Annotated in this window: 22 protein-coding genes; 7 read left to right on the top strand and 15 right to left on the bottom strand. The window is 69.9% G+C overall.

The features are described 5' to 3' along the window. The first annotated feature begins 23 nt into the window (after positions 1-23). The 4 genes from ACTIF1_RS19085 to ACTIF1_RS19070 all read left to right on the top strand — a co-directional run bounded on the left by ACTIF1_RS19085 (position 24) and on the right by ACTIF1_RS19070 (position 4551). On the top strand, positions 24-674 hold the full coding sequence (locus ACTIF1_RS19085) for a tetratricopeptide repeat protein (protein ID WP_439598047.1): 651 nt from the start codon (positions 24-26) through the stop codon (positions 672-674). Next, positions 671-2002: an outer membrane protein assembly factor BamB family protein gene (locus ACTIF1_RS19080; RefSeq protein WP_439598046.1), complete on the top strand. Its 1332-nt coding sequence runs from the start codon at positions 671-673 to the stop codon at positions 2000-2002. The genes ACTIF1_RS19085 and ACTIF1_RS19080 overlap by 4 nt, the downstream gene beginning before the upstream one ends. A gap of 102 nt (positions 2003-2104) precedes the next feature. After that, the gene (gene der, locus ACTIF1_RS19075; RefSeq protein ID WP_439598045.1) at positions 2105-3442 is read left to right on the top strand and encodes a ribosome biogenesis GTPase Der; all 1338 of its coding nucleotides are present in this window, start codon (positions 2105-2107) and stop codon (positions 3440-3442) included. A gap of 83 nt (positions 3443-3525) precedes the next feature. After that, the gene (locus ACTIF1_RS19070; RefSeq protein WP_439598044.1) at positions 3526-4551 is read left to right on the top strand and encodes a hypothetical protein; all 1026 of its coding nucleotides are present in this window, start codon (positions 3526-3528) and stop codon (positions 4549-4551) included. Here ACTIF1_RS19070 and ACTIF1_RS19065 read toward each other — a convergent pair. From ACTIF1_RS19065 to ACTIF1_RS19030, 8 genes are all read right to left on the bottom strand, one after another. Next, positions 4452-4856 (bottom strand): host attachment family protein, encoded by a 405-nt coding sequence (locus ACTIF1_RS19065; RefSeq protein ID WP_439598043.1) that lies wholly within the window; start codon positions 4854-4856, stop codon positions 4452-4454. The two genes, ACTIF1_RS19070 and ACTIF1_RS19065, sit on opposite strands and share 100 nt — an antisense overlap. A gap of 56 nt (positions 4857-4912) precedes the next feature. Next, positions 4913-5509: a TetR family transcriptional regulator gene (locus tag ACTIF1_RS19060; protein WP_439598042.1), complete on the bottom strand. Its 597-nt coding sequence runs from the start codon at positions 5507-5509 to the stop codon at positions 4913-4915. Between the two features lie 10 nt (positions 5510-5519). Further along, complete coding sequence (locus ACTIF1_RS19055) at positions 5520-6512, bottom strand: aldo/keto reductase (protein WP_439598041.1); 993 nt, start codon at positions 6510-6512, stop codon at positions 5520-5522. A gap of 89 nt (positions 6513-6601) precedes the next feature. After that, entirely contained in the window at positions 6602-7228 is a 627-nt protein-coding gene (locus tag ACTIF1_RS19050; protein WP_439598040.1) for a substrate-binding periplasmic protein, read from the bottom strand. Positions 7229-7322: 94 nt separating this feature from the next. Further along, on the bottom strand, positions 7323-8054 hold the full coding sequence (locus ACTIF1_RS19045) for an SDR family NAD(P)-dependent oxidoreductase (RefSeq protein ID WP_439598039.1): 732 nt from the start codon (positions 8052-8054) through the stop codon (positions 7323-7325). 9 nt (positions 8055-8063) lie between these two features. Then, the gene (locus ACTIF1_RS19040) at positions 8064-8510 is read right to left on the bottom strand and encodes a GNAT family N-acetyltransferase (RefSeq protein WP_439598038.1); all 447 of its coding nucleotides are present in this window, start codon (positions 8508-8510) and stop codon (positions 8064-8066) included. Positions 8511-8516: 6 nt separating this feature from the next. Further along, positions 8517-10004: an amidophosphoribosyltransferase gene (purF, locus tag ACTIF1_RS19035; RefSeq protein ID WP_439598037.1), complete on the bottom strand. Its 1488-nt coding sequence runs from the start codon at positions 10002-10004 to the stop codon at positions 8517-8519. Positions 10005-10013: 9 nt separating this feature from the next. Next, entirely contained in the window at positions 10014-10574 is a 561-nt protein-coding gene (locus tag ACTIF1_RS19030; RefSeq protein WP_439598036.1) for a CvpA family protein, read from the bottom strand. Between the two features lie 207 nt (positions 10575-10781). Between ACTIF1_RS19030 and ACTIF1_RS19025 the strand changes: the two genes are divergently transcribed. Both ACTIF1_RS19025 and ACTIF1_RS19020 read left to right on the top strand, forming a co-directional pair. Then, on the top strand, positions 10782-11048 hold the full coding sequence (locus ACTIF1_RS19025; protein WP_439598035.1) for a BrnT family toxin: 267 nt from the start codon (positions 10782-10784) through the stop codon (positions 11046-11048). Then, positions 11011-11346, top strand: coding sequence for a BrnA antitoxin family protein (locus tag ACTIF1_RS19020; protein ID WP_439598034.1), 336 nt, complete (start codon positions 11011-11013; stop codon positions 11344-11346). The genes ACTIF1_RS19025 and ACTIF1_RS19020 overlap by 38 nt, the downstream gene beginning before the upstream one ends. A gap of 3 nt (positions 11347-11349) precedes the next feature. Here the strand turns inward: ACTIF1_RS19020 and ACTIF1_RS19015 are convergent, their stop codons facing one another. Together ACTIF1_RS19015 and radA are read right to left on the bottom strand one after the other, a co-directional pair. Next, positions 11350-12324 carry an NAD-dependent epimerase/dehydratase family protein gene (locus ACTIF1_RS19015; RefSeq protein ID WP_439598033.1) on the bottom strand — a complete coding sequence of 325 codons (975 nt, stop codon included), beginning with the start codon at positions 12322-12324 and terminating at the stop codon, positions 11350-11352. A gap of 54 nt (positions 12325-12378) precedes the next feature. After that, positions 12379-13806 carry a DNA repair protein RadA gene (gene radA, locus ACTIF1_RS19010; protein WP_439598032.1) on the bottom strand — a complete coding sequence of 476 codons (1428 nt, stop codon included), beginning with the start codon at positions 13804-13806 and terminating at the stop codon, positions 12379-12381. 437 nt (positions 13807-14243) lie between these two features. Between radA and ACTIF1_RS19005 the strand changes: the two genes are divergently transcribed. Beyond that, positions 14244-14543, top strand: coding sequence for a hypothetical protein (locus ACTIF1_RS19005; RefSeq protein WP_439598031.1), 300 nt, complete (start codon positions 14244-14246; stop codon positions 14541-14543). Positions 14544-14674: 131 nt separating this feature from the next. Here ACTIF1_RS19005 and ACTIF1_RS19000 read toward each other — a convergent pair whose 3' ends face one another. Genes ACTIF1_RS19000 through ACTIF1_RS18980 form a run of 5 tightly spaced genes read right to left on the bottom strand, consistent with a single transcriptional unit; the run spans position 14675 to position 19342 of the window. Continuing rightward, on the bottom strand, positions 14675-15448 hold the full coding sequence (locus ACTIF1_RS19000) for an ABC transporter ATP-binding protein (protein WP_439598030.1): 774 nt from the start codon (positions 15446-15448) through the stop codon (positions 14675-14677). Beyond that, the gene (locus ACTIF1_RS18995; RefSeq protein ID WP_439598029.1) at positions 15445-16245 is read right to left on the bottom strand and encodes an MlaE family ABC transporter permease; all 801 of its coding nucleotides are present in this window, start codon (positions 16243-16245) and stop codon (positions 15445-15447) included. The genes ACTIF1_RS19000 and ACTIF1_RS18995 overlap by 4 nt, the downstream gene beginning before the upstream one ends. Before the next feature lie 4 nt (positions 16246-16249). Further along, positions 16250-17344: an alanine racemase gene (gene alr, locus ACTIF1_RS18990; RefSeq protein WP_439598028.1), complete on the bottom strand. Its 1095-nt coding sequence runs from the start codon at positions 17342-17344 to the stop codon at positions 16250-16252. Continuing rightward, positions 17341-17814, bottom strand: a complete 474-nt coding sequence (locus ACTIF1_RS18985; RefSeq protein ID WP_439598027.1) for a GNAT family N-acetyltransferase — start codon at positions 17812-17814, stop codon at positions 17341-17343. The genes alr and ACTIF1_RS18985 overlap by 4 nt, the downstream gene beginning before the upstream one ends. Beyond that, positions 17804-19342 carry a replicative DNA helicase gene (locus ACTIF1_RS18980; RefSeq protein WP_439598026.1) on the bottom strand — a complete coding sequence of 513 codons (1539 nt, stop codon included), beginning with the start codon at positions 19340-19342 and terminating at the stop codon, positions 17804-17806. Before ACTIF1_RS18980 ends, ACTIF1_RS18985 begins: the two co-directional genes overlap by 11 nt. Positions 19343-19460 lie beyond the last annotated feature (118 nt).

The following is a 19460-nucleotide window of genomic DNA, read 5'->3' as shown; positions in this document are numbered from 1 at the left end:
CCTTGCCGACCAAAGGATTGCCCGTGCCCGATATCTTCGACGAGATCGAAGAGGACCTCCGCGCCGATCGCACCCGCCGCCTGGCGAAGCGTTGGGGCGGGCTGGCCCTCGGCGTCGTGCTGGTGGCGGTGGCCGCGGTCGGCGGCCTGCAGGCCTGGCGCTGGAAGGAGGCGCGGGAGGCCGCAACCGCCGCCAATACCTACCTCGCGCTGCATCGCACGGCGGAGGCGCCCGGCGCCGACCTGCCCGCCGTCGCCGACGGTTTCAGCGCCCTGGCGCGGGAAGCCCCGGCCGGCTACCGCACCCTGGCCCGGCTGCGCGCGGCGGCGCTGAAGGCGGAGGCCGGCGACAGCGCCGCCGCCCTGGCGCTCTGGGACCAGCTGGCCGCCGATGCCCAGGCCGAGGCGCTGTACCGCGACCTGGCGAATCTCCTTTATGTCGGCCATGCGCTGGAGACCGGCGATGCCGCGCAGCTCGCCGCCCGCATCACGCCGCTGACCCAGGCGGGCAATGCCTGGCAGGCGCCGGCGCGCGAATTGGCGGCGCTGGTCGCGATCCGCCGTGGCGAGACGGCGGAGGCGCGGCAGCAATTGCAGGCGCTGGCCGCGGATGCGGCGGCAACACCCGGGCTGCGCGAACGCGCGCAGCGGCTGGCGGCGGGGCTCGGCTCATGATGAACAACTCTCTCTCCCGCCGCGCCGGCCTGCTGGGCGCGGCCGCCCTGCTCTCCGGCTGCTCCGCCCTCGACGGCATCTGGGGCACCCGCAAGGTGCCGCTGCCCGGGGAGCGGCGCAGCGTGCTGCGCGCCGATCCGCCGCTGGCCGCCGATACCGGGCTGGAGGGCAGCGTCAGCCTGCCGCCGCCCAGCCCGCTGGCGGACTGGCCGCAGGCGGGCGGCCCGCCGAGCCATGCGCCCGGACATGCCGCCTTCAGCGCGGAGCCGCGACAGGCCTGGCGCACCTCGATCGGCGGCGGCTCCGGCTACCGTTCCCAGCTCACGGCCGGGCCGGTGATCGCGGGCGATACGATCTATGCCGTGGATGCCTCCGGCCAGGTTTCCGCCTTCGCACTGTCGGATGGCAGCCGGCGCTGGCGGGTGGAGACGACGCCGGAGGATGAGAGCGCCGGCACCGTGGGCGGTGGCGCCGCCTTCGCCGATGGCGTGCTCTATGTCGCGACCGGCATGGCGGAGGTGCTGGCCCTGGCGCCGGAGGATGGCGCGGTGCGCTGGCGCGTCCGCACCCCGGCGCCCACCCGCGGCGCCCCCACCGTGGTGGGCGGCCGGATCTTCGTGGCGACGCTGGAGAACCACCTGGTGGCGCTGTCCACCGAGGATGGCCGCCGGCTCTGGACCCATCGGGCCGGCGCGCTGACCACCCTGCCGCTCGGCCTGCCCGCCCCGGCGGTGGAGGGCGAGGTGGTGGTGGCCGGCTTCGGCACCGGGGAGCTGACGGCGGTGCGCGCCACCGATGGCCGCGTGCTCTGGTCCGAGGGCCTGGGCACCACCGGCGCCACCAGCCTGGCCGATATCGTCGGCATCACCGGCCTGCCGGTGATCGACCGCGGCCGCGTCTTCGCCTCGGGCCTCGCCAATACCACCATCGCGGTGGACCTGCGCAGCGGCCGGCGGCTGTGGGAACGCACCTTCGGCGGTGGCACCGGCCCGGCGGCGACCGGCGACTGGGTCTTCGCCGTGACCCGCGCCGGGGAGGCCGCGGCGGTGGGGCGCGAGGATGGCCGCATCCGCTGGGTGGCGGAGCTCGACCCCTCCCCCGAAGGCGGGCGGCGGCGGGAGGATCCGGCCCGCTTCGGCCCGCCGATCCTGGCTGGCGGCTTCGTGCTGGTGCCCTCCAGCAAGCGGGAACTGCTGATGCTGTCGCCGGGCGACGGGACGATCGCGGGCCGCGTGCCGCTTTCGGCGGGCGTCACGCTGCCGGGCGCGCTGGCGCAGGGCACGCTGGTGCTGCTGGGCGATGACGGGACGCTGATGGGGCTGCGCTAGCCCAGGACCCGGCCATTCGCGGCCCGCGCGGGCAAAATGGCGCGCGGGGTGCTATGAGGGGACCGGCCGCGCGCACCGCGCGGCGCGGACCTTTGGAATATCATGCAGACCGTCGCCATCCTCGGCCGGCCCAATGTGGGCAAGTCCTCCCTGTTCAACCGCCTGGCCGGGCGGAAGATCGCGCTGGTGGACGACACCCCCGGCGTCACCCGCGACCGCAAGGAGGTGGAGGCCGAGATCGGTGGCGTGCCCATCCGGCTGATCGACACGGCGGGGCTGGAGGAGGCGGCGCCGGACAGCCTGGCGGGCCGCATGACCGCGAGCAGCGAGGGCGCGCTGCGCCAGGCGGATCTCGTGCTCTTCGTCGTCGATGTCCGCACCGGCCTGACGGAGGCCGACCGCGCCTTCGCGAGCTGGCTGCGAAAGGCGCCTTGCCCCGTCCTGCTGGTGGCGAACAAGGCCGAAGGGCGGCTCGGCATGCAGGCGGCCATGGAGGCCTATGAACTCGGCCTCGGCGATCCCATCCCGGTCTCCGCCGAGCATGGCGACGGCTTCGGCAATCTGCACGACGAAGTCCGCGACCGCCTGCAGGCGGAGCCGCGGCGCGGACGGGGAGAGGTGCGGGAGCGTCCGCTGCGGCTCGCCATCCTCGGCCGGCCCAATGCGGGCAAGTCCACGCTGATGAACGCGCTGCTGGGCGAGGAGCGGATGATCACCGGCCCCGAGCCCGGCCTGACGCGCGATGCCATCAGCGTCGAATTCCGCGACGCCGAGGGCCCGATCCGCATCGTCGACACCGCCGGCCTGCGCAAGAAGGCCCGCATCGAGAAGCACCTGGAGAAGATGTCGACGGAGGCCAGCATCGCCGCGCTGAAGGAGGCGGAGGTGGTGATCCTGGTGGTGGATGCGATCCAGGGCATGGACGAGCAGGACCTGCGCATCGGCCGGCTGGCGGAGCGCGAGGGCCGCGCCCTGGTGATCGCCTTCAACAAATGGGACGCGGTGGAGGACCGCACGGCGACGCGCCGTAAGCTCGAAGACACGCTGACCAGCAGCTTCGCGCAGATGAAGGGCATCTCCGTGGTGCCGATGTCCGCGGCCAACGGGCGTGGCCTGGAAAAGCTGATGCCGACGGTGCGCACGGTCTATGAGCTGTGGAACCGCCGCGTGCCGACCGGCGAGCTGAACCGCTGGTTCGAGACGATGAAGGAACGCCACCAGCCGCCGCTGGTCGAGGGCAAGCGCATCAAGCTGCGCTACGCCACCATGCCCAAGGCCCGCCCGCCCACCATCACCGTCTTCGGCACCCGCGCCGAACAACTGCCCGAGGACTACCGCCGCTACCTGGTGAACAGTTTTCGCGAGCAGTTCGACATGCCGGGCGTGCCGATCCGGCTGCATCTGCGGGGGACGGACAACCCCTACGCCGAGGAGGAGTAGGCCTGGCCGGGGCCGCACCCAGGAAGCGCAGCCTGTTCGAGCCATGGCCGGCCCATGCGCGACGCCGCCAGGTGGGCCGGCTCATGCTGGTCCTCTTCGTGCCCGTGCTGATCGCCACGCTGGTCTCGGCATTGCTGGATATCGGCTTGCGGCAGCAGCTGCGGCCCGGCGTCGTGGAGGTCGTCGGCACGCAGGCCTGCACCGGCAACCAAGCCGGTCTCACCAGCGCCATGGTCGCTCTCATCGGCCCGGAAGGGCAGCGCCTGGAGGCGGTCTGGCCCTGCTGGCGGGTCGTCCCGACGCCTGGCACCCGGCTCCGCGCACTGTATCGCTCGGACCCCGCGCATCTCGAGCCGGCGGGTACCAGACCCTTTTCGCCGCGGACCTTCGCGGGGTTCCTGTTCTCCGCCTTGCTGCTGGGCATGGCGGCGCTGGGCTCCCTGTCCAGCGGGCTGCACCGGCGCGCGCTGGCGCGGAAGGCAGCCCGCGCCCCGGACGCCTCAACCGCGTCGCCAAGGCCGGCCAGAACCCTCGACCCGATCAGCTTCTTCCGCAGCCTTGGAATCGTTGCCCTGACGATTGGCGGGCTCGCCATGCTCGCCGGGGCCTACGACGCCACCCGTACCTGGCAGTTGCTGTCCCATGGCGAGCCACAGGTGGCGGAGGTTCTATCCGCCTGGCCCAGCGGAGGGCGAGCGAACACATGGAAGACGACCTTCGCACTCACCGGGCCTGACGGCGGACGCACGACGGCCATCTGGGATAGCGAAACCTTCCTCCAGCCGGGCACGACAGTGGAGGTGCTGGTGGATCGCCGGCCAGCCGGGCAGGTCAGGCCAGCCGAGACACAGGCCCTCTGGGGCTTTGCCCGACGGATGGCCGTGGCTGGTGGGATCTATCTGCTCATCGGCCTGCACTTCCTGGCGCTGGGCAGCCTGATCCGCTGGGTTCTGCACAAACAGGCGCCGCGCCAGACCCCCCCCCCTGACGGGGAGAGGGCCTGCCGTCATCAGGCCGCGACGATCGCGGCCTCGATGTCCTTCAGGGAATGCCCCGTCAGATCCTTCGGGATCTCGCCCAGCAGCCTGGCCGACAGGGTCTTGTGGTAGTGCTTGCGCAGCTCGCCGAGGGTACGCGGCGCGGCGATGACGACCAGCGCCTCGACATGGCCGGCCATGACCTGCTTGTTCAGCATCTCGGCGACGCCGGCGGCAAACCCGTCCTCCTCCTGCTGGCTGTCGGAGGGGTTGGCGGCGCTGCTGGCATGGCGGCCGCCGGAGCCCTTGTTGTCGCGCTCGACCTCCGGTGCCTGCATGGCGGTGAGCTCCAGCGTGCCGGCCTCGCCCGTGTTCTTGAACAGGTTCAGCTTCTCGCCATCGGCGACGGCGACATAGGCATGGGTCGGAAGCTGCATGGGAACTCCTGCGCGGCGAAGGCCGCATCATGCGGAGCCAACGCGCCAGGACCCCCTCAGTTTGGCCGCAGGCCCTTCACCAGCAGGCGCAGGATCGCCTCCAGCCGCGCCGGGGCGGTGTCGTCCCCGGCCTGGTCACGGACATGGTGCGGGTGGTGGAAGCGCATGGTGGCTTCCATCAGCAGCACCGCCGTGCCCTCCGGGTCCTCCACCCGCCAATCCCCCGCCGCCTCGCCCTGGCGCAGGATGGTGGCGAGATGGCCGCGCAGCGTCGCGACATGCGCGGCAACCGCCTCCCGGTGCTCCTCGGCCAGCAGGTGGTAGGCGGCGAACAGCTCCGGATCGCCCAGCACCTTCTGGCGCTTCAGCCCGGCCAGGGTCCGGATGTAGCGCACCAGCCGCTCCGGCGCCGGGTCCTCGCCCGCCACGATGGGCTCCAGCGGTTCCACCACCGCATGCAGCCAGCGCGCCACCACCGCCTCCCGCAGCGCCGCCTTGCTGGGGAAGTGGCGGTAGACATTGCCATGGCTCATGCCCAGCGCGCGGGCGACATCCACCACCGTCGCCTTGGCCGGGCCATGCCGGCGGATCAGCGCCTCCGCCGCATCCAGCATGCGGAGCGCGGCGGGGTCGATTGTGGCGGAGTCGGTCATCGCGTCCTTTTCAGGCGGCCGGGCGTTCGCTGTCCAGCATCTGCATCTGATGCGCGTCGTAGCGGGTGCCGGCGACGGCCTCCGCCGGCACGGCGGCTTCCAGCGCGGCGAGGTCCTCGGGCGTCAGCCGCAGCGCCAGGGCGCCGAGGGCCTCCGCCAGCCGCGCGGGGGTGCGAGCGCCGACGAGGGGGATGACATGCGGCCCCTGCGCCAGCACCCAGGCGATGGCGAGCTGTGCCGAGGTGGCGCCGCGCTCCGCCGCGACGGCCGCCAGGGCCGTTGCGAGCTTCTGGTTGCGGACGAAATTCTCGCCCTGGAAGCGCGGCGAATGGCTGCGGAAATCGCCGCGGCCGCCGGGCGTCGTGCCGCCCAGCAAGCCGCGGGACAGCACGCCATAGGGGTTCAGCGCGATGCCGAGCTCGGTGAGCAGCGGCATGATCTCCGCCTCCGGCCCGCGCGACATCAGCGAATATTCGATCTGCAGCGCGGCGATGGGGTGGGTGGCATGCGCCCGGCGGATGGTGGCGGCGCCCATTTCCGAAAGGCCGATGTGGCGGACATAGCCGGCGGCCACCAGCTCCGCGATCGCGCCCACCGTCTCCTCGATCGGCACGGCGGGGTCGAGGCGGGCGGGCTGGTAGAGGTCGATATGGTCGGTGCCGAGGCGCTTCAGCGTATAGGCCAGCGCGGTCTTCACCGAGGACGGGCGGCCGTCGAAGCCGATGAAGGCGCCGGAGGGGTCGCGCTGGGCGCCGAACTTCACGGCGATAAAGGCGCGGTCGCGGCGGCCGCCCTTCAGCGCGTCGCGCAGCAGCAGCTCGTTATGGCCCATGCCGTAGAAATCGCCGGTGTCGAGCCAGGTGATCCCGGCCTCCTGCGCCGCATGGATGGTGGCGATGGAGGTCGCCTCGTCGGCCGGGCCATAGAAATCGGACATGCCCATGCAGCCGAGGCCGAGGGCGGAGATGCGCGGGCCGCTGGGGCCGAGATTGCGGAAGTCCATGGGAGGTCGCTCCGTCACTGGGTGTGACGGGCAGATAGACCTCGGCGTGACGAATGACAATAGACAGATTTTGTCATTTTCGATGAATGCTACCCGCTGGCGTAGCTCCGATAGATGCGCGCAGCCGTGCCATCCGCCGCCTGCAGCGCCGCGATGGGCAGGTCGCGCGGGTCGGGATGGGCGGCGAGCCAGGCGGCGATGGTCTGCAGGGCCGGCCCGGTGCGGATGCCGCCGGGGCGGCCGATGGCGGCGAATTGCTGGTGGATCTCAGGCTCCGTCGCATACCAGGCCGCGATGCGCCCCTCGGCGAGGGCCAGCGCCAGCTCGTGCCCGGTCTCCAGCACCACCAGGTTGTCGAGCCCCGCCTGGCGCAGGAAGACCTCCTGCAACCCGTTGCGCACCACGCCGATGCGGGGCACGGCGCGGGCGCCGTCCAGGTCCAGCACCGGCCGGTCGGCCAGCGTGCCCATGGCCTGCGGCACCTCCACCACCTGCGCGACCCAGCCAAACTGCGCCTCCCGCGCGGGCGTGCGGCCGATCGGGCAGAGCAGCGTGCCGGGGGTGCTACGGGTGCGGTCCACCCCTTCGCCAAAGGACAGGAAGGTGAAGCGCGGCGTGCGGCCGATGGCGGTGATGGCCTCGGCCAGGATATCGAGGGTGATGCCGCGCCGATCCGTGCCGGGAAAGGACAGCGGCCGGATGTCGGAGGTCAGCACCTCCAGCGGCTCGGCCGCCCGTACCAGGCCCGGGGCCGCCAGCGCGGCGGCGATCAGGCCGCGGCGGGTGAGCGGCCGGGCCTGCAGCTGCAGGTCAGTGCCGCGGCGAGGGTGTGAAGAGCACCCGCTCGCCGTTGCGCGTCTCGCTGGGCAGGCACAGCGCGGCCAGAGCCGGCGCCACCTCGGCCGGCTGGGTGAGCGTCGCCGGGTCCTCGCCCGGCATGGCCTGGGCACGCATCCTGGTGGCGACGACGTCCGGATCGAAGAGGTTCACCCGCAGCTTCGTGCTGGCCACTTCCTGCGCCCAGGTCTGCACCAGATGCTCCATCCCCGCCTTGGTGGCGCCGTAGAGGCCCCAATAGGCCTTGGGCCGCAGCACCCGCCCGGTGGTGACGAAGACGGCGCGGCCGGCCTCCGCCGCGCGCAGCGGCGGGTCGCAGGTGCGGATCAGGCGCCAGGCGGCGGTCAGGTTCACCCCCACCGTCTGCGCCCAGTCCTTCGGCTCGATATGCGCGACGGGCGTCAGCTTGTTCAGCACGCCGGCATTGTGCACCAGGATATCCAGCCGGCCGAAGCGCTCCATGATGGAGGGGCCGATCAGGTCCAGCTGCTTCTCCGCATCCTTGTGCAGGTCGAGCGGCAGCAGCGTGGCGCCGCGGCCGGAGACGGCGCGGATCGCGTCATCCGTCTCCTCCAGCCCGCCCTGGGTGCGGGCGATCAGCACCAGCTGCGCGCCCATCCGCGCCAGTTCCACGGCGAGTGCGGCGCCGATGCCGCGGGAGGCGCCGGTGACCAGGGCGACACGATTCTCAAGCGGAAGGCTCACGGCATCATCCTAGTCCAGAAGGCGCTGCATCAGCGCGACCTCGCGGCCGCGATCCTGCTCCACGCCCGCATGCTGCCAGCCGAGCTTCGCGTAGAGCCCGGCGGCGGCGGAGGTATAGAGCCAGAGGGTCGAGACCCCCGCCCGGCGCGCGAAATCCTCGACCTGCCGCACCATGCGGCCGGCCAGGCCGCGGCCGCGAAAGCCGGGCTGGACGATCACGCCGGCCAGCCAGGGGGTCAGGTCTGGGCGCGACTCCAGGTCGTCATGGCTCAGCGCGGCGGTCGCGGCCGGCACGCCCGCCTCGAAGAGCACGAAGGTCTCCTCCGGCCCCCGGCGCGGCGCCCGCAGCCGCGCCAGGCCATCCTCCAGCCGCCGGCCGGGATAGCCGAAGGCCTCCATGCGCCAGCCCGCCACCAGCGGCACCAGGTCCGGGCGTTCGGTGAGGGTGACGATCACCCCGGCCTACCGGTTGGCGACCTGCAGCAGCGGCAGCGGACGCTCGGAATTGTCCTGGGTATCGGTCAGCGGGATGGCGTAGTCGCCGGTGAAGCAGGCATCGCAATAGGCCGGCGCCTTGGGGTCCCGCCCTTCCCGCCCCAGCGCGCGATACAGCCCGTCCAGCGAGATGAAGGCCAGGCTGTCGGCGCCGATGATGCGGGCCATTTCCTCGATGTCGTGGTTCGCGGCCAGCAGTTTCGCACGTTCCGGCGTGTCGATGCCGTAGAAGCAGGAATGCGTGGTGGGGGGGGAGGAGATGCGCATATGCACCTCCGTCGCCCCGGCCTGGCGCACCATCTCCACGATCTTGCGGCTCGTCGTGCCGCGGACGATGGAATCATCCACCAGGACCACGCGCTTGCCCTCGATCATCGACCGGTTGGCGCTGTGCTTCAGCTTCACGCCGAGGTTGCGGATCTGGTCCGTGGGCTCGATGAAGGTGCGGCCGACATAGTGGTTGCGGATGATGCCGAGCTCGAAGGGGATGCCGGCTTCCGTCGCATAGCCCATGGCCGCCGGCACGCCGCTGTCCGGCACGGGCACGATGACATCCGCCGCGACGCCGGATTCGCGCGCGAGCTCCGCGCCGATGCGCTTGCGCGTGTCATAGACCGGCGTGCCTTCCACGATGGAATCGGGGCGGGCGAAGTAGATGTATTCGAAGATGCAGAAGCGCGGGCTTTCCGGCCGGGCGAAGGGGCGGATGGAACGCACGCCGGCATCGTCGATCAGCACGATCTCGCCCGGCTCCACGTCCCGCACGAAATCGGCGCCCACGATATCCAGCCCGCAGGTCTCGCTGGCCAGCACATGGCCGCCGGCGGGCAGCTTGCCCAGCACCAGCGGGCGCACGCCCAGCGGATCCCGCGCGCCGATCAGCGCGCCATTGTGCAGCGCGACCAGGCTATAGGCGCCCTGCACCTGCTTCAGCGCATCGATCAGCCGGTCGATCACCGTGGAGTAGAGGCTGATGGCGATCAGGTGGATGAAGACCTCGGAATCCGTGGTCGACTGGAACAGGCAGCCGCGGCGGACCAGGGCGCGCTTCAGCACATGCGCATTGGTCAGGTTGCCGTTATGCGCGACCGCGAAGCCGCCGAATTCGAAATCGGCGTAGAGCGGCTGGACGTTGCGCAGCGCCGTCTCGCCCGTGGTGGCGTAGCGGTTGTGGCCGACCGCGGCATGGCCCGGCAGCCGGGCGATGACGGCGGCATCGCCGAAATTGTCGCCGACCAGGCCGCGGCCCTTATGGGCGTGGAACTGCCCCTGGCCGCCGCTGCCATGCCCGGCGAGGGAGACGATGCCCGCTGCCTCCTGCCCCCGGTGCTGCAGCGCATGCAGGCCGAGGGCCGTGAGCGCCGCGGCATCCGCGCTGCCCCAGACACCGACGACGCCGCATTCCTCATGCGGATGGTCGTCGTCACCGATATCCCATTGGCTGGCCTGGGTCATGCGCGTCCTTCAGATCCGGCTGCGCGCGGGGGGGCGCAGCAGCTGGTCCATGCTGGGGTCCTGGCGGCCCGTGCCATCCGGCAGGCGCGGGCGGAATTCCTCGGGCAGATGCTCCACCACCCAGGCCGCCCCCTGGGCCGCAAGCGGCAGGGACCGGGCCTGGCGGACCGGGTCCGGCCAGCGATCGGTCGCGGGCAACACCAGGCCGGCCACGATATAGGCGATCACGATCACGAAAGCACCCCGCGCCAGTCCGAAGACCAGGCCAAGCACGCGGTCCACGCCACCCAGGGCTGAGCGCTGCACATGGCCAGCCAGCCAGGCGATCAGCAGCTTCAGGACGATCAGCACCAGCAGGAAGACCGCACCCACCGCGACGCCGGTGGCCAGCCAGGGGGGCTCGACATGCTGGGCGAGGAGGGGGGTGACGGCGGGTTCCGCCATCAGCGCAAGCACGATCGCGCCCGCCCAGGCGCCGATGCCCAGAACCTCGCGCACCAGGCCACGGAAATAGGCGAGTCCGGCCGAGAGCAGCAGCACGGCGAGGACGACGGCATCAACCCAGGTCATCGCGCGAGCCTATAGCGGTCGGGGGGGCGGGTGTCATGGTGGCGTGGAAGGGACGGCTGCGATAGGTGTTGTGCGTAGTGGCGAATGTAGCTACAATTCGACTGCCGCGACATCGAACAAAGCGGTCTGCCAAAGGAGCTCCCATGCATCGCCACACCTCAGCCAACGGCATTTTGCTGGTGGCGTCCCGATGCGGAGCTCCCTGTGATGTTCGAATGGGACGAGACAAAGCGTGAGAAAAACCTCGCCGCGCACGGCCTGGATTTTCTGGATTGCAGCCTGCTGTTCGAAGGCGACCACTGCATCGCCGAAACCCGCCCCGGCAACGATGCCGTGCGCTTCCTGGCGATCGGGCTGATCGAAGGCCGCTATTGCGTGGCCATCTACACGCCGCGGGGCGACGCCCTGCGGATCATCTCCCTGAGGAGGGCCCGTGATGGGGAACGACGCCGACACCAGGCGCTATTCGGCTGAGGAGCTTCGCGCCCGGCGTGCGCGCGGCGAAAGCCGCAGCGACTGGGCCCGGGTCGATTCGGCCAGTGAGGCCGATCTCGCCCGCGCCACCGCGCAGGACCCCGACTGGAAGGATGTGCCCGCCGATTGGCACGAGGCCGCCAGGCCGGCGGCGCCCGTTGCGAAAAAGCTGCTGTCGCTGCGGATCGACGCCGATATCGTGGACTACTTCCGCAGCCATGGCCCCGGCTACCAGACCTGGATGAACGCCGTGCTGCGCGCCTATGTTACCGCACGCGGGCAGGACCCGAAGGGCTGACCCTCACACCCCGTGCCAGTCGCGGAACCAGGCGACGAACTTCGGGATCCCCTCCGCCAGGGTCGTGGTCGGCGCGAAGCCGGCGAGCGCCTGGATGGCGGAGATATCCGCGAAGGTCTCCTCCACATCCGCCACCGGGCGCGGCGCATCGCGGATGATGGCGCGGCGGCCCAGGCCTTCCTCCAGCAGCCGCACCATGGTGATGACCTGCTCCGCCCGGTTGTTGCCGATATTCAGCAGCCGCGCCCGCTCCCCCGGCGCCGGCGGATGGCCGAGGCAGCCGATCACCCCCTGCACGATATCGTCGATATAGGTGAAGTCCCGCTTCAGCGCGCCGCCCTCGTAAAGGGTGATCGGCTCCCCCGCCGCGATCGCGCGAGCAAAACTGTAATAGGCCATGTCCGGCCGGCCCCAGGGGCCATAGACGGTGAAGAAGCGCAGCCCGGTCTGCGGCAGGCCGTAGATATGGCTATAGGCCTGGCCGATCAGCTCATCCGCCCGCTTGGTCGCGGCATAGAGGGAGACCGGCAGCTCCACCGGATCCGTCTCCCGGAAGGGCAGCCGCGTATTGCCGCCATAGACCGAGGAGGAGGAGGCATAGACCAGGTGCCGCAGCGCCGGCATGCGCCGCGCCGCCTCCAGCATCACCACATGGCCCATGACGTTGGAGGCCACATAGGCATAGGGGTCGATCATGGAATGCCGCACCCCGGCTTGGGCGGCCAGGTGGATGATCTCCGTGATGCCGGCCAGTTCCGGCGCCAGGCCGGAGAAGACGGCGTCACGCTCCGCCAGGTCCAGGCGCAGGAAGGTGAAGCCGGGCTGCGGCTTCAGCCGCGCCAGCCGCGCCTCCTTCAGCGTCACGTCGTAGTAGCTGTTGACGTTGTCGAGTCCGATCACCCGCTCGCCCCGCGCCAGCAGCGCGGCGGCGACATGCGATCCGACAAAACCCGCAACCCCCGTGACGAGGATCGTCATCCGGTCCCGATTCCCTCCGAAAGGCGCAGTACCGCCGTCAGCCGGGTCTTCCCGTCAAGCCTTGGGTGTGGCGGGGGCGCCGGCCGCCGGGGCGCGCTTCACCGTCCGGGCGGCGAAAACGGCTACCAGATCGGCCAGATGTCCGGTCTCGGACAGCGCCAGGCCGGGCAGCGCCGCGGGGGCGCCACTGCCGCGGGCCACGCGGCGCGGCAGGGTGGCGGCGGTGAAGCCGAGCTTCTGGGCCTCCCGCAGCCGGGTCTCCGCCTGGCTGACCTGCCGCACCTCGCCCGAGAGCCCGACCTCGCCGAAATAGACCGCGCCGGGGTCGGTCGGCCGGTCGGTGGCGGCCGAGATCAGCGCCGCCGCCACCGCGAGATCCGCCGCCGGCTCCGCGATGCGCAAGCCGCCGGCGACGTTCAGATAGACGTCGTTCATGCCGACGCCGAGGCCGCAGCGCGTCTCCAGCACCGCCAGGAGCATGGCGAGCCGCCCGGAATCCCAGCCTACCACCTGCCGGCGCGGGCTGCCGCCGGCGCTGGGCGAGAGCAGGCACTGCACCTCCACCAGCACCGGCCGCGTGCCCTCGATGCCCGCGAAGACCGCGCTGCCGGAGACATTGCCACGGCGTTCCGCGAGAAACAGGGCGGAGGGATTGGCGACTTCCACCAGCCCGCGCTCGGTCATCTCGAAGACGCCGATCTCGTCCGTGGCGCCGTATCGGTTCTTCACAGCGCGCAGAATGCGGAACTGGTGGCCGCGGTCGCCTTCGAAATAGAGGGTGGCGTCGACCATGTGTTCCAGCACCCGCGGCCCGGCCAGCGTCCCTTCCTTGGTCACATGGCCGACCAGCACGATGGCGAAGCCGCGCGCCTTGGCGAGGCGGATCAATTCCGCGGCACAGGCCCGCACCTGGCTCACCGTGCCGGGGGCGGAGTCCAGCGCATCGAGCCAGACGGTCTGGATCGAGTCGATGATGACCAGCGCGACATCGCCCTCCCCCTCCAGGCTGGCGACGATGTCGCGCAGGCTGGTGGCGGCGGCGAGGCCCATGGGGGAATCGGTCAGCCCGAGGCGGGCGGCGCGCAGCCGCACCTGCTCCACCGCCTCCTCACCGGAGATGTACAGGCTGCGCCGGCCGGAGCTGGCGATGCGGGCGGCGGCCTGCAGCAGGATGGTGGACTTGCCGATGCCGGGATCGCCGCCGACCAGCACGGCGGAGGCCGGCACCAGCCCGCCACCGAGCACGCGGTCCAGCTCCGCAATGCCGGTCAGGATGCGGGCCGGCGGGGCGGATTTTCCCTTGAGGCCGACGAACTCCACCCGCCGCCCGCCCGCCGCCTTGGCCGCCGGGCCGGGGCCGCGCTGTTCGGCGACTTCTTCCTGGAGGGTGTTCCATTCGCCGCAGGCGTCGCAACGGCCCTGCCATTTCGGGTGCGGCGCGCCGCAGGCTTGGCAGACGTAGCGGGCGGTGGGCTTGGCCATGCGGCACGACTAGCACGAAACAGGAACAGAGTTAAAGGGGGGCGGATGAGGCATTGTGCACGCCTCCGAACCCCAGCGAATATAACGCCGCTCATTGGGAGGCTCACCGCGCGGGCTTTGGATCGTACATTATATTATACCTGGTGTTATCCGTTATTTTTTGCCTCTATCGCCATCGGACCAAAAATGTATCGATGCCCTTTGTAAAATTTTTGCTGGCACCGTCCGCCTCCGGAATAGAGATTTTCAGCATCACAATCGAGGATGATCGGGATCTGGAAACGGTGGCTCAGACGCGGAGACGGTTGCTCATTCTGATGTTCGTACTCATGATCGGTTTTGTCGTCAACGATATGACGTTCCGCTGATTCTCGCGCCATTCAGATGACAGCTTGCCGGGCTTATGGCTCTTCAGACGACCTTCCGATGGGGTTGCCGTGATGATGATCAAGATACTGCTCACGTTCGCAACCGCCCTGATTTTGGTCTACACCGTTATGTTATTTGTATGCAGAACCATCTATTTGAAGGACGGACGGAAAGAAAAATATGATTTCCTGACCTTCTATTCCGAATCGATTAATTATTCCAGCATTCTCAAGCCCATGACCAAGGCCCAGAGCATTGACCCTTACTCAGGCGATCCCACTATCATGAAGGCGCGGAACATTTACCGCAATTTGCTTTGGTTGATGATGGTATTGATTGCCATGGCGCTAATGTGGCGCGGTAATTAACGGCTGAACTCGCTGTCAGCATTGCGGCGGCGGCGTCGGATAGCAGGCGCGCCGCCTTACCGGACTCACGCTGCCGCGTGCCGCAGCTTTGCCACCGGATAGGAAAGTGGCCGGCTCGCCAGACGGTGCCCCTACTTCCGCAGCTCCATCTGGATCGGCCCCTCCCGCTCCCCGCGCGCGAACTGATCCACCATGGCGTTCCCGGTCTCGCCCAGGCTGCGCGCCTCGCCCCGCCAGATGATCTGGCCGCGATGGATCATCGCGGCGTCGTCGCCGATGCGGCGGGCGCTGGCCATGTCATGGGTGATGGACACGGCGGTGGCACCGAGCCGCTTCACCACATCCACGATCAGCCCATCGATCACCGCGCCCATGATCGGGTCCAGCCCCGTGGTCGGCTCGTCGAAGAAGATGATGTCCGGCTCCGCCGCGATGGCGCGCGCCAGTCCGACGCGCTTCTGCATGCCGCCCGAAAGCTCGGAGGGCGAGAGGTCGCCCACACTGGCGGCCAGGCCCACCTGGGCCAGCACCTCCGCCGCCTTGTCCCGGGCGGCGCGGCGGCTGATGCGGCGCTGGGCCAGCAGCTTGAAACACACGTTCTCCCAGACCGGCAGGCTGTCGAACAGCGCGCCGTTCTGGAACAGCATGCCGATGCGGTCGTTCACCGCCTCCCGCTCCGCGCGGGACAGTTTCGACACATCCCGCCCGTCGATCTCGATCAGCCCGGCATCGGGCGTGATCAGCCCCAGGATGCATTTCAGCGTGACCGACTTGCCGGAGCCCGAGCCGCCCAGGATCACCATGGAATGGCCGGCGCGGATATCGAGGTCGACGCCGTCCAGCACCTGCTTCGACCCGAAGGCCTTGCGGAGCCCCTGCAGCCGGATCTTGGGGACATCCGTCATCGGCTGAACAGCACCGCGGTCAGGATATAGTCCAGCGCCAGGATCAGGATGGAGGAGGCGACCACGGCCGAGGTGGTGGCCCGCCCCACGCCCTGCGCCCCGCCGCCCGAATGATAGCCCGCCCAGCAGCCCATCAGCGTGATGACGAAACCGAAGACCGCGGCCTTGATGAGGCCGGAGACCACGTCCCAGAGCTGCAGGAAGTCGAAGGTCGATTTGAGATAGGCGCCCGATCCGAAGCCCAGCTGCTGCGTCCCGATCAGCCAGCCGCCCATCACCCCCAGCGTATCCGCCACCACCACCAGCAGCGGCATGGCCAGGGTTCCGGCCAGCAGCCTGGGCGCCACCAGGTATTTCATCGGGTTGGTGGACAGCGTGGACAGCGCGTCGATCTGGTCCGTCACCCGCATGGTGCCGATCTCGGCGGCAAAGGCGGCGCCGATCCGCCCGGCCACCATCAGCCCGGCCAGCACCGGGCCCAGCTCACGCGTGATGGACAGGACCACCACATTGGCCACCGCCCCTTCCGCATTGAAGCGGGCAAAGCCGGTATAGGATTGCAGCGCCAGCACCATGCCGGTGAACAGCGCCGTCAGCGCCACGACCGGCAGGCTGAACCAGGCGATCTCGACAAAGGCCTTCAGGAACAGCCGGCCATAGAAAGGCGGCCGCACCAGGTGGCTGATCGCCTCCAGGGCAAACAGCGCGATGGCGCCGATGCCGCGCAGCAGGCCGATCGCGCTGCGGCCGAGCGCCGCGACAGGGTCCAGCAGGCGGTCCGAGAGGGTGCGCTCCAAGATCTCAGACGCCGCCAAGATAGCGGCGCTGGTAGCGAGACCCGAGCGAGGTCAGCACCTCATAGCCGATCGTGCCGCAGCGGGCGGCGATATCGTCCGGCGTATTCCCCGCCCCGCCCACCAGCATCAGCCGGCAGCCGGGCTGCAGATCGGGGAAATCGCTCGCATCGAATGTCGTCAAATCCATCGAGATCCGGCCCATGAGCGGCACGGCGCGGCCCTGGAACAGCGCCAGGGACCGGCCGGACAGGCTTCGTAAGTAGCCATCGGCATAGCCCGCCGCAACGGTGGCGACCCGCACGTTGCGCTCAGCCGTGTAACCGGCGCCATAGCCGACCGTCTCGCCAGGCCCGATCTGCCGCACCTGCAGCACCGGCACCTCCAGCGTCACCACCTGGCGCATCGGGTTCGGCGCGCCGGGCGTCGGGTTGATGCCATAGAGCGCGCAGCCCGGCCGGGCGAGGTCGGAGCGGAAGGCTGCGCCCAGGAAGAGGCCGGAGGAATTGGCGAAGCTGCGCGGCACCCCCGGCGCGATCGCCGCCGCCGCCGCCGCGAAGCGCGCGGCCTGGCTGGCATTCAGCGGATGCGAAGGGTCATCCGCACAGGCCAGGTGGGTCATCACGAAACGCAGGTCGAGCCCCGCGAACCGCCCGGGATCCGCGGCCAGCACCGCCTGCTCCTGCCGATCCAGGCCAAGGCGCGACATGCCGGTATCGAGATGCAGTAGCGCCGGCCGCGGCACGCCGCCCCCCTGCCCCGCCGCCGCATGGGCCGCGACGTCGCCCAGGCTGTTCAGCACCGGCCAGAGCCCCGCCCCCGCATCCGCCCCCGGTGCGAAGCCGTTCAGCACGATGATTCCAGGCCCGGCGCCCAGGGCCTCGCGCAGCGCCAGCCCCTCCGTCAGATGCGCCACGAAGAAGGTCCGGCAGCCCGCCGCCAGCAGCGCGCGCGCCACCGGCACCGCGCCCAGCCCATAGCCATCCGCCTTCACCACCCCCGCGCAGGCCGCGCCATGCCGGGCCTGCAGGTCCCGCCAATTGGCGACGATCGCCGCCAGATCGACCGTCAGCACCCCCTGGCCGGCCGCGTGTCCGGTCACAGATCGTGCCGGTAGACGATGAAGCCGGATTTGCGGGCCACCTGGTCATAGAGCCGCATGGCCGCGTGGTTGGTCTCATGCGTGTTCCAATAGACCCGCCCGGCGCCGGCCTCCCGCGCCCGTGCATAGACCGCTTCGATCAGCGCCCGGCCGATGCCGCGGCCGCGCAGCTCCGGCGCGGCGAAGAGATCCTGCAGGTAGCAGCTGGCGCCCGGCAGGCTGGTGTTGCGGTGGAAGATGATATGGGCCAGCCCGACCAGCCGCCCCTCCGCCTCCGCCACCAGCGCCTCCATCGGTTCCAGGGCCTGGAAGAAGCGCGACCAGGTCAGCGCGGTCTGCGCCTCGGCCGGGGCGGTGTCGCCCGACCTGCCGTAGAAGGCATTGTAGCCGAGCCAGAGGGGCAGCCAGCCGTCATGATCCTCCGGCTGCACCGGGCGGATCGTCAGCCTCGTCGTGGGTTCAGTCGCCATAGCCACCATCATGATGCGTATCGAGGTCCCCGAAGCGGGTGAACTCGGCCTCGAAGAACAGGCGGATGGTGCCGGTCGGGCCGTGCCGCTGCTTGGCGACGATCAGCTCCGCCTTGTTGTGCGCATCCTCCATGTCCTTCTGCCACTTCTCCACCGCTTCGGTGAATTTCTGCGGATTGTCGAAGCTCAGCTCCTTCGGCTGGCGGGCCTGGAGGTAGTATTCGTCACGGTAGATGAACATCACCACGTCGGCATCCTGCTCGATCGAGCCGGATTCGCGCAGGTCCGCCAGCTGCGGCCGCTTGTCCTCCCGCTGCTCCACCGCGCGCGAAAGCTGGGACAGCGCAATCACCGGCACGGACAATTCCTTGGCGATGGCCTTCAGCCCCTGGGTGATCTGGCTGATCTCCTGCACCCGGTTCTCCGGCTTGCTGCCGGCCGCCGGGCGCATCAGCTGCAGGTAGTCGACGATGATCAGGTTCAGGCCCTTGGTCCGCTGCAGCCGCCGGCAGCGCGTCCGCAAGGCCGAAATCGTGATGGCCGGCGTATCGTCGATGAACAGCGGCAGCTGCTGCAACTCCCGGCTCACCTCCAGGAACTTGTCGAAATCGCGCTGGCTGATCTCGCCGCGGCGGATGCGGTCGCCCGAGATCCGGCTCTCCTCCGACAGAAGACGCGTCGCCAGCTGGTCGCAGCTCATTTCCAGGGAGAAGATCGCCACCCCACCCCGCGGCACGCCATGCGGGTCCTTCTCCTTCGCCTCCCGCAGGATCGCCCGCGCGCCGCCGAAGGCCACCTTCACGGCGAGCGCCGTCTTACCCATGCCGGGACGCCCCGCCATGATCAGCAGGTCCGAGGGATGCAGGCCGCCCAGCTTCGCATCCAGGTCGCGCAGACCCGTGGAAAGCCCCGCCACGCCCCCAGGATTGGAAAAGGCCTTCTCCGCATGCTGCACGGCGGTGGCCAGCGCCCGCTCGAAGCTGACAAAGCCGCCACCGGATTCGCCCGCTCGCGACAGGTCGAACAGCGCCTGCTCGGCGCTTTCCATCTGCAGCTTGCCATCCAGCTCCGGCTCCGCCCCGAAGGCGCGGTTCACCATCACCTCGCCCAGATCCAGCAACTGGCGGCGCAGCCAGGCATCGTGGATCACTCGGCCATACTCGCCGGCATTGATCACGCCGACCATCGCCGTCAGCAATTGGCCGAGATAGGCGGGGCCACCCACCTCATCCAACAGGCCGGAATGCTCGAATTCCGCCCGCAAGGTCACGGCATCCGCCAGATGCCCCGCCTCGATCCGCCGCTGGATCGCCGCATAGATCCGGCCATGCACGACATCGGCGAAATGATCGGCCGCCAGGAACTCCGACACCCGCTCATAAGCCTTGTTGTTGGCGAGCAGGGCCCCCAACAACGCCTGCTCCGCCTCGAGATTGGCCGGCGGCAAACGCTGCGACAGGCCCAACAGCCCATCACCCCCCCCTAAGCCAGACACGGAAGACGCGGAAGCAGAGCCGAAAGTGTTCATCCCCCCATCCTACCCCACCCCCCGAGTCGCGGCGCCCCACCCAGCCTGTGGATCACTGTGGATAACGGGGGTGGATTTCGGATCGGGGTATGCACGGGTGGTTCGCAGGAGGGGCCCT

The sequence above is a fragment of the Falsiroseomonas sp. genome (assembly GCF_051860665.1).
In the GTDB taxonomy this organism is placed as follows: domain Bacteria; phylum Pseudomonadota; class Alphaproteobacteria; order Acetobacterales; family Acetobacteraceae; genus Falsiroseomonas.
This window is presented reverse-complemented; position numbering and strand designations above follow the sequence as displayed.

Bases quoted from the DNA above. Each gene is read 5' to 3' on its own strand.
- ACTIF1_RS19060 (WP_439598042.1), bottom strand. From the start codon at position 5,509: ATGACCGACTCCGCCACAATCGACCCCGCCGCGCTCCGCATGCTGGAT.
- ACTIF1_RS19020 (WP_439598034.1), top strand. From the start codon at position 11,011: ATGGGGAACGACGCCGACACCAGGCGCTATTCGGCTGAGGAGCTTCGC.
- ACTIF1_RS19000 (WP_439598030.1), bottom strand. From the start codon at position 15,448: ATGACGGATGTCCCCAAGATCCGGCTGCAGGGGCTCCGCAAGGCCTTC.
- ACTIF1_RS19080 (WP_439598046.1), top strand. From the start codon at position 671: ATGATGAACAACTCTCTCTCCCGCCGCGCCGGCCTGCTGGGCGCGGCC.
- der (WP_439598045.1), top strand. From the start codon at position 2,105: ATGCAGACCGTCGCCATCCTCGGCCGGCCCAATGTGGGCAAGTCCTCC.
- ACTIF1_RS19030 (WP_439598036.1), bottom strand. From the start codon at position 10,574: ATGACCTGGGTTGATGCCGTCGTCCTCGCCGTGCTGCTGCTCTCGGCC.
- ACTIF1_RS18985 (WP_439598027.1), bottom strand. From the start codon at position 17,814: ATGGCGACTGAACCCACGACGAGGCTGACGATCCGCCCGGTGCAGCCG.
- ACTIF1_RS19025 (WP_439598035.1), top strand. From the start codon at position 10,782: ATGTTCGAATGGGACGAGACAAAGCGTGAGAAAAACCTCGCCGCGCAC.
- ACTIF1_RS19055 (WP_439598041.1), bottom strand. From the start codon at position 6,512: ATGGACTTCCGCAATCTCGGCCCCAGCGGCCCGCGCATCTCCGCCCTC.
- ACTIF1_RS19015 (WP_439598033.1), bottom strand. From the start codon at position 12,324: ATGACGATCCTCGTCACGGGGGTTGCGGGTTTTGTCGGATCGCATGTC.
- ACTIF1_RS19070 (WP_439598044.1), top strand. From the start codon at position 3,526: ATGCTGGTCCTCTTCGTGCCCGTGCTGATCGCCACGCTGGTCTCGGCA.
- ACTIF1_RS18980 (WP_439598026.1), bottom strand. From the start codon at position 19,342: ATGAACACTTTCGGCTCTGCTTCCGCGTCTTCCGTGTCTGGCTTAGGG.
- purF (WP_439598037.1), bottom strand. From the start codon at position 10,004: ATGACCCAGGCCAGCCAATGGGATATCGGTGACGACGACCATCCGCAT.
- ACTIF1_RS19065 (WP_439598043.1), bottom strand. From the start codon at position 4,856: ATGCAGCTTCCGACCCATGCCTATGTCGCCGTCGCCGATGGCGAGAAG.
- radA (WP_439598032.1), bottom strand. From the start codon at position 13,806: ATGGCCAAGCCCACCGCCCGCTACGTCTGCCAAGCCTGCGGCGCGCCG.